The organism is Lysinibacillus sp. GW821-FHT14F06, assembly GCF_058803665.1.
In genome coordinates, this window is sequence record NZ_JBXAPF010000027.1 from 1 (window position 1) to 15773 (window position 15773).

Annotated in this window: 19 protein-coding genes; 4 read left to right on the top strand and 15 right to left on the bottom strand. The window is 34.9% G+C overall.

Translation table 11 applies throughout. From position 1 onward, the window contains the following. On the bottom strand, nucleotides 1–1112 hold a 1112-nt coding region (ccsB, locus tag AC1RNS_RS19485), incomplete at its 3' end, for a c-type cytochrome biogenesis protein CcsB (protein WP_492995068.1). A gap of 344 nt (nucleotides 1113–1456) precedes the next feature. On the opposite strand from ccsB, the gene AC1RNS_RS19490 reads away from it, so the two are divergent. After that, complete coding sequence (locus tag AC1RNS_RS19490; protein WP_492995070.1) at nucleotides 1457–2194, top strand: class I SAM-dependent methyltransferase; 738 nt, start codon at nucleotides 1457–1459, stop codon at nucleotides 2192–2194. A 56-nt stretch (nucleotides 2195–2250) separates the two neighbouring features. On the opposite strand, the gene AC1RNS_RS19495 is transcribed toward AC1RNS_RS19490, so the two are convergent. From AC1RNS_RS19495 to AC1RNS_RS19510, 4 genes are read right to left on the bottom strand one after another with little or no spacing between them, the layout of a single operon-like run. After that, nucleotides 2251–2670 (bottom strand): GNAT family N-acetyltransferase, encoded by a 420-nt coding sequence (locus AC1RNS_RS19495; RefSeq protein WP_492995072.1) that lies wholly within the window; start codon nucleotides 2668–2670, stop codon nucleotides 2251–2253. A gap of 15 nt (nucleotides 2671–2685) precedes the next feature. Next, entirely contained in the window at nucleotides 2686–3156 is a 471-nt protein-coding gene (locus AC1RNS_RS19500; RefSeq protein ID WP_492995073.1) for a GNAT family N-acetyltransferase, read from the bottom strand. Between the two features lie 14 nt (nucleotides 3157–3170). Beyond that, the gene (locus AC1RNS_RS19505; RefSeq protein ID WP_492995074.1) at nucleotides 3171–3761 is read right to left on the bottom strand and encodes an SMI1/KNR4 family protein; all 591 of its coding nucleotides are present in this window, start codon (nucleotides 3759–3761) and stop codon (nucleotides 3171–3173) included. Nucleotides 3762–3793: 32 nt separating this feature from the next. Further along, the gene (locus tag AC1RNS_RS19510) at nucleotides 3794–4327 is read right to left on the bottom strand and encodes a GNAT family N-acetyltransferase (RefSeq protein ID WP_492995076.1); all 534 of its coding nucleotides are present in this window, start codon (nucleotides 4325–4327) and stop codon (nucleotides 3794–3796) included. 365 nt (nucleotides 4328–4692) lie between these two features. On the opposite strand from AC1RNS_RS19510, the gene AC1RNS_RS19515 reads away from it, so the two are divergent. From AC1RNS_RS19515 to AC1RNS_RS19525, 3 genes are all read left to right on the top strand, one after another. After that, entirely contained in the window at nucleotides 4693–5241 is a 549-nt protein-coding gene (locus tag AC1RNS_RS19515; RefSeq protein WP_492995077.1) for a GNAT family N-acetyltransferase, read from the top strand. 728 nt (nucleotides 5242–5969) lie between these two features. After that, the gene (locus tag AC1RNS_RS19520; protein ID WP_427546113.1) at nucleotides 5970–6140 is read left to right on the top strand and encodes an aspartyl-phosphate phosphatase Spo0E family protein; all 171 of its coding nucleotides are present in this window, start codon (nucleotides 5970–5972) and stop codon (nucleotides 6138–6140) included. A 139-nt stretch (nucleotides 6141–6279) separates the two neighbouring features. Then, on the top strand, nucleotides 6280–6753 hold the full coding sequence (locus AC1RNS_RS19525) for a hypothetical protein (protein ID WP_492995078.1): 474 nt from the start codon (nucleotides 6280–6282) through the stop codon (nucleotides 6751–6753). A 251-nt stretch (nucleotides 6754–7004) separates the two neighbouring features. Here the strand turns inward: AC1RNS_RS19525 and thrS are convergent, their stop codons facing one another. The 10 genes from thrS to AC1RNS_RS19575 all read right to left on the bottom strand — a co-directional run bounded on the left by thrS (nucleotide 7005) and on the right by AC1RNS_RS19575 (nucleotide 15749). After that, nucleotides 7005–8918 (bottom strand): threonine--tRNA ligase, encoded by a 1914-nt coding sequence (thrS, locus tag AC1RNS_RS19530; protein WP_492995079.1) that lies wholly within the window; start codon nucleotides 8916–8918, stop codon nucleotides 7005–7007. 381 nt (nucleotides 8919–9299) lie between these two features. After that, nucleotides 9300–9536, bottom strand: coding sequence for a hypothetical protein (locus AC1RNS_RS19535; protein WP_492995081.1), 237 nt, complete (start codon nucleotides 9534–9536; stop codon nucleotides 9300–9302). A gap of 118 nt (nucleotides 9537–9654) precedes the next feature. Next, on the bottom strand, nucleotides 9655–10470 hold the full coding sequence (locus AC1RNS_RS19540) for a lipid II flippase Amj family protein (protein WP_492995082.1): 816 nt from the start codon (nucleotides 10468–10470) through the stop codon (nucleotides 9655–9657). A gap of 210 nt (nucleotides 10471–10680) precedes the next feature. Next, nucleotides 10681–11145, bottom strand: coding sequence for a hypothetical protein (locus tag AC1RNS_RS19545; RefSeq protein ID WP_492995083.1), 465 nt, complete (start codon nucleotides 11143–11145; stop codon nucleotides 10681–10683). 188 nt (nucleotides 11146–11333) lie between these two features. Further along, entirely contained in the window at nucleotides 11334–11819 is a 486-nt protein-coding gene (locus tag AC1RNS_RS19550) for a GNAT family N-acetyltransferase (protein ID WP_492995085.1), read from the bottom strand. A 14-nt stretch (nucleotides 11820–11833) separates the two neighbouring features. Further along, nucleotides 11834–12181: a DUF3147 family protein gene (locus AC1RNS_RS19555; RefSeq protein WP_492995086.1), complete on the bottom strand. Its 348-nt coding sequence runs from the start codon at nucleotides 12179–12181 to the stop codon at nucleotides 11834–11836. Further along, complete coding sequence (locus tag AC1RNS_RS19560) at nucleotides 12181–12579, bottom strand: MarR family winged helix-turn-helix transcriptional regulator (RefSeq protein WP_492995087.1); 399 nt, start codon at nucleotides 12577–12579, stop codon at nucleotides 12181–12183. Before AC1RNS_RS19560 ends, AC1RNS_RS19555 begins: the two co-directional genes overlap by 1 nt. 683 nt (nucleotides 12580–13262) lie before the next feature. Then, the gene (locus AC1RNS_RS19565; protein WP_492995174.1) at nucleotides 13263–14234 is read right to left on the bottom strand and encodes an HD domain-containing protein; all 972 of its coding nucleotides are present in this window, start codon (nucleotides 14232–14234) and stop codon (nucleotides 13263–13265) included. Nucleotides 14235–14553: 319 nt separating this feature from the next. Continuing rightward, nucleotides 14554–14766 (bottom strand): hypothetical protein, encoded by a 213-nt coding sequence (locus AC1RNS_RS19570; protein WP_492995089.1) that lies wholly within the window; start codon nucleotides 14764–14766, stop codon nucleotides 14554–14556. 443 nt (nucleotides 14767–15209) lie between these two features. Continuing rightward, nucleotides 15210–15749, bottom strand: a complete 540-nt coding sequence (locus AC1RNS_RS19575) for a hypothetical protein (RefSeq protein WP_492995090.1) — start codon at nucleotides 15747–15749, stop codon at nucleotides 15210–15212. Between the last annotated feature and the right edge of the window lie 24 nt (nucleotides 15750–15773).

A 15773-nucleotide genomic window follows, 5' to 3' on the forward strand; every position in this document is an offset into this window, starting at 1 on the left:
ATAATGCCAAAGCCAATAATCGCTAACCAAGCTGTTTTTTCACCCTCCCACCCCTTTGAAAGTCGAAAATGAAGGAAGGCTGCATAAAATAAAAATGTTATTAGTGCCCATACTTCTTTAGGGTCCCAGCCCCAGTATCTACTCCACGCAATTTGTGCCCAAATCATGGCAAATAATAGTCCTCCTAGAGCAAACAACGGAAAACCTATGACCACAGCTCGATATGTAATTTCATCCATTAAAGCTGGTTGTACTCGATTTGTTAATGGCTTTAATAAAACGATTAATGGTCTTCTTGTAATCAGTATAAGTACCGCATATAGTATCGTACCAATTAGAAATGCCCACACAATTGAGTTTAACTTCTTTGCATCAACCTTGTTAGTAATCTGTAAAACACCTATTTGTTCTCCATCTGTGGTTTGAGCAGCATCATTGACAATAAGAGGCTTCATTGTATAAACTGCTGTTTCTTCTTTTCCTTGTGAATTTTCAAAATGTACCTTCACATCATCAGCTGTGAGATTAAAGTACGTAGACACACCAATAAAGCCTATTACGACAATTAGACAATACATGACAAATTCCAAAGCAAAGGTACTGATTGATTTCTTTGTAACATCTAATGTTCTTAATAAATAGATAATGCCTGTTGCAAACGAAATTGATAAGATAGCACTTGAAAAAGCCACGGTCATTACATGAATTGTTAGCCAATGACTTTGTAGAGATGGTACAAGTGGTGAAACCTCCTTTGTAAAAACGCTTCCATACCCAAGAATAATTAAGGAAACAGGAATAGTAAACAAGCCCACTACGATTTGTTTATACAGCAAATGAATAATCAAATAGCTTCCTGTAAGCATGATGCCAAAAAACGTCATAAACTCATACATATTACTTACCGGTGCATGATCAACAGCGATCCACCTTAAAATGAAATAAACTAATTGTAACGTAAAGGCACTATAGGTCAGTAGTAATCCTACTTTACCAAACAATTTTCTTTTCGATTTTACGGCTAGTCCAATCGGTAAAATGGCGATTAGCAATAAAATAAAGGCGATGAACAATGAATTACTGCTTAGATTTAACAATGTTTCTGTACTCACTTAAAAAATCCCCCAACGTCTTTTTTAGGAAACTGTTATTCTGTTTCCATTAAAAAGAACGTCGCTCGTTAAAAGAAGTGCCAACATTCACCATTAAATATTTCAATTTTTTCAAATTGTTACAAATTTATGTCGTAAAAAGATGGAAACTTAGAGAAATAAGAAAAAAATAATCCATCTATTCATATGTAAATAGATGGTAGTTAAAATTATTAAAGTTGACATGCCTCTATCTACATCTTACTAAAAATAGAATAAAAAGTCTATTTCTAATTTCATAGCTATGAGACAATGAATATGCGCAAATGTTACATAACGTTATGTAGAACAAGTGGAGGTTTTACATGAAACAAAATATTTATGACAATCTTGAATTTTTCCGTCACTATCAAGCGTTACGTCTGACACCTTATAATTATAATAATTTGCTGGAGCAGCCTGCGATAAAATCCTTACTGCCAAATTTACAGAATTTACAGATGCTTGATATTGGCTGTGGAATGGGCGAATTCGCGTATTATTGTATAGAAAACCATGCAAAACATGTTACTGCCATTGATGTCTCCAAAAATATGCTGGCGATCGCACGAAGTGAATATGCTCACCCAAAGATCGACTATTGTTTGCATGCAATTGAGGATTATCATATAGCTCCAGAAAGCTTTGATTGTATTACAAGTTCCCTTTCCTTGCATTACATTGAAAATTTTGATGCGGTGATTGGTAAAATTGCTAGCATACTTCGTTCAAATGGCATCTTTATTTTCTCCATAGAACATCCAATTGCAACAGCCAGGAAAACAAACGAGGATAATTGGATTTATAATGATAACGGTCAAAGAAGTCACTATGCAATTGACAATTATCAGGATGAAGGTTTCCGTAAACAGACATGGTTTGTGGAGGGTGTAGTTAAATATCATCGATGTCTCTCTACAATTATCAATTCATTAATTGCACATGGCTTCACTATAGAAAAAATAGTAGAGCCTCTTCCGGATTTGGAGGCAGTAGAGAAACTTCCCTCTCTAGAAAAAGAATTTCGTCGCCCTTCCTTTTTAGTCATTCGAGCGAAAAAATAATCATAAAATCTTGAGGTCTCGAAGTGTTATTCATCTTCGAGACCTCTCATACTTATTTATGTTAATTTCACATAAATAATTTCTGGATCCCCCTCGTCCAAGTTCTCAATAAACCCACTTTTTATAAATCCTGTCTTGTCAAATACTTGATGCATAGCCGTATTTGATTGATTAGTAGAAGAAAAAATCTTTGGTGTGATAGCTAATTCTACATAAGTCTCTATTAAAGAGGCAGCAACTCCTCTTCTCCGTTCAGATGGCTTTACTATCACTAAGTCGATAAAGCTATGTTCAAAAAAATTATTTGTAAATATAAGAAAGCCCGCAATCCCTTGTTCATTTTGTTGGATGATACAGCGTTTTTCTTGAATGGCTATACTTATTTGTTTGCTTCTTGAAAAATCACCTAGTACTTCTTTATCTATCGCACATATTTCATCCAACAGCTCTATTCCTGCGTTCATTACCAATGTCATCAGAACCTCCTAACACTACTTGATATAATAACTCATTACAATAAGCTCATCATTAAATCTGGTTACTTGCCTTCCCTCATCAACAAAGCCACATTTAGTATAAAGTGCCTGTGCGGATTTGTTTGGGACATTAACTCCTAACACGAGCTCATTAATATGAGGAAAATGCGTCTGAACAAATTCTGGTAAGAGCTGTAATGCTGCTTTTGCATAGCCTTTCCCTTGCTCATGATAATCAGTAGAAAAGGAGCGAATTAACAAGGCAGCTTCATTTGTTGAATATGGTATTACCCCATCTTTTTCATGTAATACAAAGAAAGAAACTAGCTTATCTTCTGCAAGCACCAATATGGCATGACGATTTCTGTCCAATTTCGCCAGTTCAATACTTTCTTTTGGAGACTTTGTAAAACTTAACTGCTCTGTTGTTATTGCATATCTCTCTATTAACGAGTCATCACACGTTTCATAAAATTTTAATCTCATAAATGCCCTCCCTCCTATTCCTCCTCATAGATTGAGGTAAATTCATACTCTCCATCTATTAGCTGTTGTAAATAGTCATCAAAGGATGGTGCAATAACCTCATAGCTATCTGGATCATGAACATATCGAACGACCTGTCCTATCTGTCCACCATCATTGGGATGAAAATCTATATATAGGCTGGATGTACCGCCATTGTTCATACAATCCGCAAAGCCTAAATGCTTATCTAATGGTATATGCATCTGTATTCTATCATCCACTTCAACATGCTCTAAAAAATCTCGATAACGCTCATAAATACTTTCACTATTCACTACTTGGGCATTTTTTATCATTTGCTCAATAGACTTTAAATAATATGGATAATCACCTAGATCTGAGCCTAATACTAGTACACTAATCGTTGTTTCTCCATGCTTACAATAATAGGTTCCATTAATATCTTGCAGTAGTTTAATCAAAGATTTTGGACATCCTGGAAATATATCTAATAATGTTTGAATTTGAGAATCAGTTGCTCCTTTTGCTTGTTGCAGCTGGAATTGCTCCTCTTCAGGTAAGTATGCCATCAAGCCATTAAAATAAGTTGTAAAGAAACGCATTGAATTCTCCTCTTTCTAATTGTTATTGTATGTTAATCCATTAATTTACGCATAATAAAATCGGTATGTACGTCATTTCCAAATTGAAAATCATGGGTACTAAATCGAGAAAATCCTGTATTTTCATAAAATTGGATAGCTGATAAATTTTTCTCCCAAACACCTAGCCAGACAACCTTCTTATTTAGCTGCTGTGCCATTTCTAACGCTTTATTTAATAGTGCTTTTCCAAGTCCATGCCCTTGAAAGGATTGTCCTACATAGATACGTTCTATTTCCAGTGCCTGATCCCCAAGTGAATCTGATTGAGCATCGTCCACATTTATTTTTATATAGCCCGCCAATTCATCATTGAAATAGATAAAGTAAAAGCTAGTGGATACATTGGAAAGCTCCCTTTTTAGCTGATTTTTATTAAATGCTCGCTCTAAATGAGTGTTAATCGTATCCAGACTAATCATATGTCTAAATTGCTTATCATAATAGGTATCCATATAAGTGTATTTACTGATTTTTTGAAGATCATCTAGGTCTTCTAGTGTACATTGTTTTAGCTGAATACTCATTGTAATACTCCTCTTTTTTCGTTATGTTTCATAACTCTATTGAGCTAATCGTAATAATTTGGAATTTTCTTTTAAACCATTGTAAAATACTCTATCAGCAAACACTATCAGAAATTTGAACTATTGATATGTGGGCTGTTTGATAAAATACAAGATTAAATGTTCAGAAGAAAACGAAACTAATTGAAGTCCTTCTTATTTTAAATATTTATTTCTACTAATCCTTAAAAATGCTACTATAAAAGTATTCAATTAAAAGGAGTTGTGCCAATGAGTGCGGCAAGTGCAGTAGACGTTTTGGTTATTCAACAGATTAAACAAGGGATGTCATTTTAGCTGCAGCCCTTGAACAAGGGAGAACACAAATGGATCATTACATGAAAAACTTTCTTACAGGTCAAGCAATTATTTTACAGCAAATGACTTCGTCTGACTTAGAAGCATTTGTCAAAATTGAAAGTGAAAAAAAGTCGTTATTATTTGCTAATGACGAAATCCCCTTTCCAAAAACCTTCGAGGATCACTCATCATTCTTCCAAAGTATTAGTGCAAAGAAGGAAGATTTTTTCTTCGGTATATTTGAAAAATATACAAATGAGCTTATTGGCACATGTACTGTATTTTCAATTAATTGGCAAAACAGTACATGCTTTGTAGGCATTTCGATTGGCGAGCAATGGCAGGGTAAAGGACTTGGAACTGATGCTATGAAAACCCTTATCGATTTTATTTTTAATTACATTGCTATCAATAAAATTAAACTACAGGTTTTCAGCTTTAATACAGCAGCTATTCGATCCTATGAAAAATGCGGCTTTTCAAAAGAAGGCATTTTGAGAAATGAGATTTTCCGATTCGGTAAGTTTTATGATCTATTATTATTTGGTCTATTACGAAAAGAATGGAAACATTAAGATAAGTAATAAACGCCCACAGCTGACAGAGTGGGCGTTTACATATTTTGATTCATAAAAAGTTTAGCCTGATTGTGCATACATTCCTTCAAGATCTATCCAATTAATCAAGCATAAAGTGATTACGGCCGTTCAATTGCTCATTATCATTATTGATCTTCCTCCTTGAAGACACCTTAAAATAGCCTCTATAAATTCGTCCACCTCTACTGACCTAAACACCGCCTTATTCATTTTATTACATCATTTCCTAAATAAATCTAAAATTTATCCGAATAATCGATAATCTCCTCAGTAAAAAACAACAAAGAGGTTTATTTGATAAAATGCGACAAGATACGAAATTCTAGAAAAATGAATGAATATTGCAAATATTCCAACTTGTAATCTCAATAGTAAAAAAGATACAAAATCAGTTAAACGAAATCTAAATATTTTCTAAAAAGTCATAGAAACCAAACCTTGACTTCTTTGGATTCAAGGTCTTAAATTTTAAGCATATAACAATTAAAGTAAATTAAAATAGGCGAAAAGATTTAGTGGAAAATTTTAGTTTTTCAATCTTCTCTGAGAATTAAGACGCTCTTCTATGACTAAATTACGAATTTAGCACACTAAACACAATATGACATATTTTTTATTTTAGGTGGTATACAATGAGAAAGTTGAATCGAGGTCATATAGATTTTATGACAAGAAAATGGAGAAAAAATTAGGAGGAAAGTATCTTGGTACAATTATCGCTTAAACAATTCTTGAAGGTGAAAATCGAAATGAAGAGAAGAACTATGTATAGAAAGGCAAAGGATCTAGGTTTCACCCATCCTATTGTGGTTGATTGTAGTCAAGAATTGGATGTATTATTAAATAGATATTCAAAACAGGCGCAAGTTTCCTAACCAACATTATAAAAAAACCCAAGTTATTAACCTGTATTAGGTTCCCTTTGTAAAGTTCAATCCAAATCCTGCTGTTATTGTCATGATACGTATACATAACATGTAATTGGGAAAACTAAATTATAAAGGAGGCCAAAAGATGCAGGTATTGTTCATGTCATTGATGTTTGTTTCAAGCTTTTTACTACAGCAGCCTCAACAATCAGTAGAAAACACAGCACCCACACTCTGTACACCTATTGTAGCTACTTCCTATAAGTATCCAAATAATCAGTATCAGTCATTTCAAAATGAGGACGAGTTTTATCAAAAAATTATTCCGACACTATATGAGGAATATTCTGATGCTAGCTTGAACATTCGTCAAAAGATACCCTTTAAAGACATACCAAAGGCTGAAGAAACATTTCATTTAAAAACCAATTTCATAGGTGAAAAAATAGACCTCACTCAACATACTTTTATTCATCCCAATCGACAAGTATATTTTTTAGCCTCCTTTAAACAAACTGAACAAGAGAGCTATCATAAATATTTTGTCATCGATACTGAGACACAAACCATTTTATTAGGAAACAGCCATTACAATCAAAACAATCATATTGTTCCATAATTTCAATTACTCGTCATTTATTTCATTGTATGCTTGAAAGTGATGAAATAGTAGCAAAGATGATGAAATAATGGAATTATTTAAGTAAATTCTGAAAATATTTTTAACAAAAAATTCAAATTTTCCCACTTTAAAATTGCTCTCAGACACAAACCCTTGGTCATGTGTTAGCTCGACTCTAAGCCCCGTGATCGAATTGATTCATGAGAACTGCCTAGAAGTCGAGCTACACCTTTAAAATATGGATTTTATCATATTGCTTTTTGTTTTATCGCTTGCTTGATATTCTCCACAAATTGTGACAATGGCATTTCATGTAAGGATTGCTCGCCATGTTTACGAATAGTCACATACTGTTGATCCTTTTCACGATCACCTAGTACTAAAATATATGGTATCTTCTTCATTTGCGCCTCACGAATTTTCTTACCAAGCTTTTCTGAACGATTATCAACCCCCACACGAATCTGTTCATTTTGTAACGCCTTCACTACTTGCTGAACATATTCTTGGTGTTGATCTGCAACTCCGATAATTTGTACCTGCTTCGGTGCAAGCCATGTAGGGAACACACCACCGAAATGCTCAATTAATATTCCTAAAAAACGATCAATTGAGCCAAATACAGCCCGATGAATAACCACTGGTCTTACTTTTTCATTATGTTCATTGATATACGTTAAATCAAATTTCTCAGGTAGTTGGAAATCGAGCTGAACTGTTGCACATTGATGACTGCGATGAATAGCATCTTTAATATGAATATCAATCTTTGGTCCATAAAACGCACCATCGCCTTCATTAATTGTAAATGGCAAGCCTAAGTGCTTAAGTACGTTTTCTAGTGCTGCTTCCGCTTGATCCCATAGCTCTAAATCACCCATATAATCAGCAGGACGTGTGGATAATTCAATGTCATACTGGAAGCCAAAAACCTCATATACCTCATCAATAATTTTTAGAGCCAGTGCAATTTCTTTCTCGATTTGTTGTGGTGTGACAAAAATATGAGCATCATCCTGGCAAAAAGTACGCACCCGTAAAAGTCCATTTAATGCACCACTAAATTCATGTCGATGCACCTGACCAAATTCAGCCATACGAATTGGTAAGTCTCTATATGAATGTAATTCATTTTTAAAAATCAGCATGTGACCGGGACAATTCATAGGCTTTAGCGCGAAGCTCTGGTCATCTACATGTGTAAAATACATATTGTCCTTATAGTGATCCCAGTGCCCTGACTGCTCCCAAAGACGTTGATTCATCATCAATGGTGTCCGTACTTCATGATAATCATATTTCGCTTGCAATTGTCGTAAATAAGACTCTAGCTCATTGCGAATAATTTGACCATTTGCTAAATAAAACGGCATGCCAGGTGCTTCCTCTGAAAACATAAATAGTTCCAGCTCTTTTCCTAACTTGCGATGGTTTCTCTTCTCTGCTTCTTCTAAAAAAACAAAGTATTGCGCTAATTCTTCTTTTGAGGCAAACGCAACACCATATATACGCTGAAGCATCTGATTTTTACTATCACCACGCCAATACGCACCAGATACATGCATTAATTTAAAGTGCTTTAATTTACCTGTAGAAGGTACGTGTGGTCCACGACATAAATCATAAAATTCTCCCTGCTCATAAACCGTCACTTTTTCATGCTCAGGAATATCCGCTAATAGCTCTAGCTTTAATGCATCATGGGCAAATAGCTGCTGTGCCTCATTGCGTGTAACCTCTCTTCGTAGTATTGGACTATTTTCTTGTACAATTTGCTTCATCATTTTTTCAATTTGTAATAAATCATCCGGCACAAGTGGATGGGCTAGATCAATATCATAATAAAACCCATTGTCAATGACAGGGCCGATGCCAAAGCGAGCATCTGGATACAGACGCTTCACGGCTTGAGCTAACAAATGAGCTGTTGAATGACGAATTACCTGAACACCTTCCTTTGAGCTAGCATCATAGAGGGCGATTTGTGTATCTTCCACAATTGGGCGCGTCAAATCAATGATGGTTCCGTTAGCACTCCCTACAATTGCTTTTTTACGTAAAGCTGGGCTTATTGTTTGTGCAATTTCGGTTAGTGTTACACCCTTTGTAAATACTTGCTGTTGACCATCTGGAAATTGAATGTTAATAACTTGATTTGACATATTCTCTACTCCTTTTTTGAATAATCAGATCCGAAAAAACACTGATTAAAAAATAAAAAAACACATATCCGCCCCATAAAGGGACGAGTATGTGTTGATTACCCGTGGTTCCACCCAAATTCCCACTAGATTTGCTAGTGGCTCATTGATTTGCAGTAACGTTGCAATAACGGTGCAAGTTTCCAAGCACGGCTCAAAGGTAGTAAGAGGTGATTGCTGCATTAGGAAGCTTTCAGCAAATGCCTCCCTCTCTGTTAATCGCTACTCAACTCTCGTGTCCTTTTCATCGCCTATTTCATTGATTGATGAAATTGTTAACTACTATAATCGAACATTGTATAACTTGTCAATATTTGAAAAAAATATTTTGCAACAACATTTTCAAATCCTTGTTGCTGTTGGTAAAGGATAATCTGGTCTTTGTACGCAGAAATAGCAATGTGGATCACTGCATTTTTCTTCTTGCCATTCATTGCAATTAGCACAAAAATAGGCATCAAAGGAGTCATCATAAATAGTATAACTTTGACATCTTGTGCACTTTTTTGATTTATCAATAAATCCACTTATCTCTAGTCCATTAATAACAACAACACCTTCAAGTTCTTCTATTCGCACCCGTCTTTTCTCCTGTTTTTCAATCCGTCTTGATGGAATTATTATTGAAATTGAATCCTTTTTTTCTGTAAAGTCTAGTTTTCCTCTTATGGGTGAGCATAAATTTTCTCTAAAGAAATCATGTCATAAATTTTGTAAACCATGCGATATATTTTGCTCCTGGAATAAATAGGAGCTGTGCCAAAACTGTTCCTAATAATCTTGAACCCATCATCATTACAGAAGCTCGTTTAAGGCTTAAATAACTGCCTCTTTGATTGATAACATCGTCTGCAAGAATAGAAATCTTAGGGTCAATAAAAATAATTAACAAGATTGTTGCCACACCATTAATTAACCCTGAGGCCATCATAGCTGTTGCACCTCTTTCTGGAGCTAATAAGGCAGCATATAGAGCAGACAGAACCCCAATTGTATAGATCGCAGTAATTAGTACATTGATAATAAATAGTTTTAAGGGGATATCACGCCAACTAATCCCTTTCAAGTATGCAAAACTTGGCATATGAATATGTTTGAAGCCTCTTTTGATATACTCCATTTTCAAGCTTTTCTTAAATAATGCTGGAATGGAGCCCCTTTCCTCCGATAAATGGATAATGGCTCTTGAAAATATAGCCACAAATGTAGGTAAAAGTAGTATGCCTACTAATGTACCTAGTGAAGCAAAGCCTATAATTACTCGGAATTGCTGCTCAACGAAGGCTAACGCGTTTACCTCTGGTGCTGTATCAATTAAACTACCAGTAAAAGGCTGCTGCATCATATTCGCCAGTCTGGACACCATAACCATGACATTAAATAAGGATAGGGCTGAAGCTAACAATTTTACTCGCGCACCTGACAATCTAACTGCATAGGCAAGTGTTTCAATCGAATGAATAATAAGTACAAATAATGCGATAACAATCAATTTACCAGTTAAAATGTCCAAGTTTATTTACCTTCTTTTCAATGATTACCTGATTCACATGTTTTTATTTTGTGCTGGCTCCCCTACATATTTTACGAAATCCACTGCAATAGGTTCCGTTATCATCCCTTTTTGGTTTATTCTACCTGAATTTTTAATGTACTGACTGATTACCATCTTACAGTTAAAAGTAATGAGAATGGATGAAAGCAATCTCAATTGTTAATATAACTATTTATTTGTTTGCAATGCAGCCGTTAGCGTAAATGGAATCTTTAAATATGTATACTTTATCGTTATAGTTTTCATATTGGCTCCCTCCACTTTCACAGCATAATGCTGAGGCTGCTTTCCTATTGCCTGACGATCTATGTATTTACTAGGAAAAATATTAATCTGCCTTAATTTATAAAATAGAATGTTGGGATCATTCTCCATCTTCATTTCTGCTTCAAATGGTGCAGACTTACTTACAACAAGCTCTATCTTTTCAGGTATTTTATCGTTAATAAGGATTTGCTGAAGCTGTATTTCCTGTAAACCTTTATTCTCTAGTTCAATTATTTTACCAGTTGGATTATCTTTAAGACTTGTGTAAGCACTAATTACTAGTGGTGCATTACTTTTTACATAGAAGATGAAAGCCGCTCCCACCATAAGAACGCTAAATAATAAAACAAATAAGATTTTTTTCATTTCTTTCCTCACTTTCCTGTTTCCCAATCAAGTATAACGATAAATTCTCTACTGGAAAACCTTGAATATCAATTTCGCCTTGGCGTAATTGTAGCTGCCGCTGCCGCTATGCTTACGCACATAAAACATCTGCCTCTATGCTTTCGCTACAAAAAACATTTGCTGAATGAAGATAAAAACAATCTGCCTTAGTAAGAGACAGATTGTTTTTGTAGTCTTATTTCATCCCGTATTTGAATACCGTCATTGCCGACAAGAGGAATTTCAGGCTTATAGAGTCTTGCTTGAGCGACAGCATTTTGAAGGATTTCCACTAAAAAATAGCCGCGTTTTTGATAAAATTTTAATGCATGTAAATTATCATTCGTTGTGATAAGAGTGATCCTTGTACAGTTAGTTGCAAAAGCCTGTTGTTCTACAGCCTGTACAAGTGAAGAACCAATACCTTGACCTTCCACAATACTGTCTAGTGAAATAATTTCACACTCTTCTCCACGTAAAATATATGTCACAAGGCCAATTATCTTCTGTTTTGCGTCTACATATGCAAAGCCCTCTAGTTTGCTACAATCATAAATACCACTAGATATGACCATTTCAGTCGTTCCCCAGTGTTCCTTAAAAAACTGTAGCACTTCTTTTTGAGGTAATTGTTGAATCGAGACAATTGTCATTTTTTAACTCCTTATTAAATCGAAATATGAAAAACACTAGCTATTGCTTTCTGGATGCCCAAAAATATGGCCCATGAAACAACGCCTAATCCTATGGCAAACACGATATGAATGGATGACTTCATTGCCATGTATATAACAAAGAGCATCACCATTGTTGCAGGTAGACCAACGATCACACCAACTGTAAAACGCTGAATATGTTCGCTTGATTCACTTTGTACTGTCAACCATATAATACTTAAAATACTAACAAGGGGTAGTGCGGCAATAATGCCACCATATGTAGGAAATCTTCTGGCTACCTCTGTAACGATCCCAATAATCGCTGCAGAACTTAGAATTTTAACAAACGTGTACATTATTTCGACACCTCGCTTAAAAGATGAAATGCCTGTAGAATGGTTTGTCGTTCATCTTCTGATAATTGATGTAATGCATGTTGTAGTTTATTATCGTCTAATTCGGTATTTTTTTTGACAATCACAAGCCCCTCTGCTGTTAAATGAAGCATGACTTTGCGTTGATCATCAACAGCCCTTTCCTTCTTCACCCAGCCATTCCGTTCCAGTTTTTTTATGTGCTCGGAGGCTGTATTTTGAGAAATATTCAGTAATCCTGCTACATCCCGAACAGTAACCTCGACTTCCTTTTGAATCATCTGTAAAATTCGCACACTTTGATGGGAAATGACATCTTCATGTGTTGTATGTAGATGATAAAAAATAGTTGTAAAATAATTATTTATATCCTGAATCATTAAATTAACTCCTTTTAATATATCGTTCAAAACGATTATATCGTAAAATACGATACATACAAAGAGAATTAATTCCTAAGCTATAAATTTTTTATTCTCAGATTTTTCAGTCTGTAGACATATCCTATTTATTTTTAGTAAAAATCTATCTTTCTTCACTACTTGCTAAATACGCTAAAAAGGCACTTGTAGAATAGTAGAATCGTACAGTATGATTACACTATTCTTTTAAATTGAGGGTTACATATGTTATATTTTCTGTATTTTATTGTGGGTGGCTCCATTATGGTGTTAGCTCTGTTACTTAGCCAGTCAAAATATTTATTTTTATCTGGCGTTATCACAGCACTCCCTATCCTGACACTCATTAATATGGGCATGCAAATAAAAAAATATGAAGGAAAACACCTTTCATAGCGTTTTACAAAATACCGTGTTTGGGGCTGTTGGGACGCTCCTTTTTACAGTGCTTACATTTATATTAACAAACTGGTATAAGCCAAGCATTTCTGTGCTATCGCACTCGCTGTATACGCGATATTTATGCTATCAGGTAAATATATATTGTCGATGTTTTCCTAAAAAAGAAGGAGCTGATAGTTGGCAGCTCCTTCTTCTTTTCATCTAGAACTTTGGATAATTTATCGCCCAACTTTGCATAAATAACGAGAATAATCTATAATTTATCGAAAAATTCTCACAAATACCCCTTTACTAAACCTGTCTTTAGCAAATGTATTCATTCTTTTTACTTCTAAAGATACGTCACTTGCCCTTATGAATTGATGGTCAATGCAAATTGATGGATCAATAAGTCGTACTTTAATCTTTTGATGAAAATCATAATCTGTCTCATTCTCACCTACTTTTACATCTGGATGAAGCTGTTGCAATAAGCTTAGTACGTGACAATCATTTGAAGATTTCATCAGTTCAATTAGTTCATCATCTTCCTTTAAAAAATCAGTGAGTGAAAGTATCTGTTTTTCCAATGCTAGCTTTAATGTCTGAGCTAATTGTGCATAGGCATAAATATTTAACGGATCCATAAAGAAATCTAACACTTCTTGATAATAAGTTTTAACAAACCATTCAGCACTTTCAATACTTCGTAGATACATTCTCCCTTGATAAATTATGATATCTTTCAGAAATTTTTGTATATCTTCTAGGTTGGTTTGTCCATATGCATACATATCTCGTAATGTATAATCGACTCGATCTGCACAAAGTTCAGGAGCTGGCTGCTCAAGTAATTGCCATTTTGACATATTCAAAAATTGTGCGTAATCATAATCATACTTTAAAAGAATAGTAGGTATCTCAGAATTTTTAATCACCTCCATAAATATTTCTTCGTGATAATCCTCTGCTTTATTATCAAGAACAAAATCAATCACATGAGAAAATGCTGTATGGGATACATCGTGTAATAAGCCTGCAATTTGCTCCTCTAGAGAGCCACCAAGCCTTCTAATTAGGAGCATGACGCCAATGGAATGCTCATAGCGTGTTATATTCCACTGACGATTAACTAGATAGCTTGCACCACCTTGATGTATCCCTTTTAACCGCTGAATCGGCTTACTTAAAATAAGTTCCTCGAGCACTCCCTCTATCTCCAATTGACCATAAATACGATCCACTATAATCACCATCTAGGCCTCTTTCTAAAAAGGATTTGAATTAAAAAACCCCTCTATAATACGAATTTTTAATAGGATTAAAGCTCTTCATCGATAAAATAAAACTCTTCATTATCCGGAAAGTATATTCTATTATGGCAAAATTTCACTAATTGTTTTCGTGTTTTAAATAAAAATATTGCTAATAAAAATTTTTTCCTACTAATGTTAAATACTATGATAACTTTGTGATCTATGTCACTTTTTATTATCCATAACATCATAAAAGTGATGAATTTATTCTAGTTAATAAAAAGCCACACCTCATTGATGTGGCTTTCATTGCACACTATAATTCTTCTAAATAAATTGTAACTACAAGGGTTTGTGTACCGTATGTAAAAGCTTTTTCACTTACAGCTCTAAACTTATCATCAATATTAACTACATCCCCTACATTAGGGATTAATGCCGGTAAATTTTTATTAATATCGTAGGTCATAATTACACTCCCATTTTGTTCACAAAAACTTATTGTAATATGTTCTAAGTTTTCACTCAACTTTTACACCGCCTTCTACAATTATCATAGTGCCTTTGAAATGATATGTCACTACCAGAAAAATAAAACATAAATTAGGCTATCAATTAAGTAGTCTCGATTGCTTGTTTTTGACATATTTATTAAGTGTTAAATGCATAGCAACAGGCATCTTGTTGTTGTTCTAAGTAAAAAAAGATAACTATTTGTACTATTTGTTTTCTTAACATTAAGGTTATGCTGTAGTGTTATAATCGAACAAACTAGCAAAGCTAATGATATTTATCCTAACTGTTTTTTGATATTCTTACGACCAAATTCAATAGGTACCATACTGGTTTTGATTATTTTCGAATAGTAATTAAAGCCCAAGTAATCGATAGGTGGTTATTGAACCTTTTGTCATAATGAAAAGCACCTCAATTGAGATGCTTCATTTTAAAATTTACATCCATTGATAATTTCTAAATACAAATAACTGCGTCAATATATTGTGTATCTAATGCATAATAAACCCACTGGAATCCATTATAATAATATCCCCCTACAGAATTAGCTCCTAAAACAGTTGGAAAATACCAAAACTCACTACCATCGTTCATCCAAACATACGTAAATTTCCGAACGCAATTTTTCATAACGACAGGATCTAACTTGTAGCTAGCCCCCTGAGATTTTACTGGTTTTTGAGGCTTATATTGAGGTGGTGGAGAGGTTGGCGCTCCGCTTCCTCGATTAGGAGAAGGTGTTGGTGAAACTCCTCCAGGTCTTGGCATTCCGCCCGGCATTGGCATTCCTCCTGGCATTGGCATTCCACCCGGCATCGGCATTCCACCCGGCATCGGCATTCCACCCGGCATTGGCATTCCACCCGGCATCGGCATTCCACCCGGCATCGGCATTCCACCCGGCATCGGCATTCCACCCGGCATCGGCATTCCACCCGGCATCGGCATTCCACCCGGCATCGGCATTCCACCCGGCATCGGCATTCCACCCGGCATCGGCATTCCACCCGGCATCGGCAT

What these genes read in the sequence shown, in the direction of transcription:
- AC1RNS_RS19495 (WP_492995072.1), bottom strand. Translation starts at nt 2,670, where the DNA reads ATGACATTGGTAATGAACGCAGGAATAGAGCTGTTGGATGAAATATGT.
- AC1RNS_RS19550 (WP_492995085.1), bottom strand. Translation starts at nt 11,819, where the DNA reads ATGACAATTGTCTCGATTCAACAATTACCTCAAAAAGAAGTGCTACAG.
- AC1RNS_RS19505 (WP_492995074.1), bottom strand. Translation starts at nt 3,761, where the DNA reads ATGCGTTTCTTTACAACTTATTTTAATGGCTTGATGGCATACTTACCT.
- thrS (WP_492995079.1), bottom strand. Translation starts at nt 8,918, where the DNA reads ATGTCAAATCAAGTTATTAACATTCAATTTCCAGATGGTCAACAGCAA.
- AC1RNS_RS19560 (WP_492995087.1), bottom strand. Translation starts at nt 12,579, where the DNA reads ATGATTCAGGATATAAATAATTATTTTACAACTATTTTTTATCATCTA.
- AC1RNS_RS19510 (WP_492995076.1), bottom strand. Translation starts at nt 4,327, where the DNA reads ATGAGTATTCAGCTAAAACAATGTACACTAGAAGACCTAGATGATCTT.
- AC1RNS_RS19575 (WP_492995090.1), bottom strand. Translation starts at nt 15,749, where the DNA reads ATGCCGGGTGGAATGCCGATGCCGGGTGGAATGCCGATGCCGGGTGGA.
- AC1RNS_RS19555 (WP_492995086.1), bottom strand. Translation starts at nt 12,181, where the DNA reads ATGTACACGTTTGTTAAAATTCTAAGTTCTGCAGCGATTATTGGGATC.
- AC1RNS_RS19545 (WP_492995083.1), bottom strand. Translation starts at nt 11,145, where the DNA reads ATGAAAAAAATCTTATTTGTTTTATTATTTAGCGTTCTTATGGTGGGA.
- AC1RNS_RS19515 (WP_492995077.1), top strand. Translation starts at nt 4,693, where the DNA reads ATGGATCATTACATGAAAAACTTTCTTACAGGTCAAGCAATTATTTTA.
- AC1RNS_RS19525 (WP_492995078.1), top strand. Translation starts at nt 6,280, where the DNA reads ATGCAGGTATTGTTCATGTCATTGATGTTTGTTTCAAGCTTTTTACTA.
- AC1RNS_RS19490 (WP_492995070.1), top strand. Translation starts at nt 1,457, where the DNA reads ATGAAACAAAATATTTATGACAATCTTGAATTTTTCCGTCACTATCAA.
- AC1RNS_RS19500 (WP_492995073.1), bottom strand. Translation starts at nt 3,156, where the DNA reads ATGAGATTAAAATTTTATGAAACGTGTGATGACTCGTTAATAGAGAGA.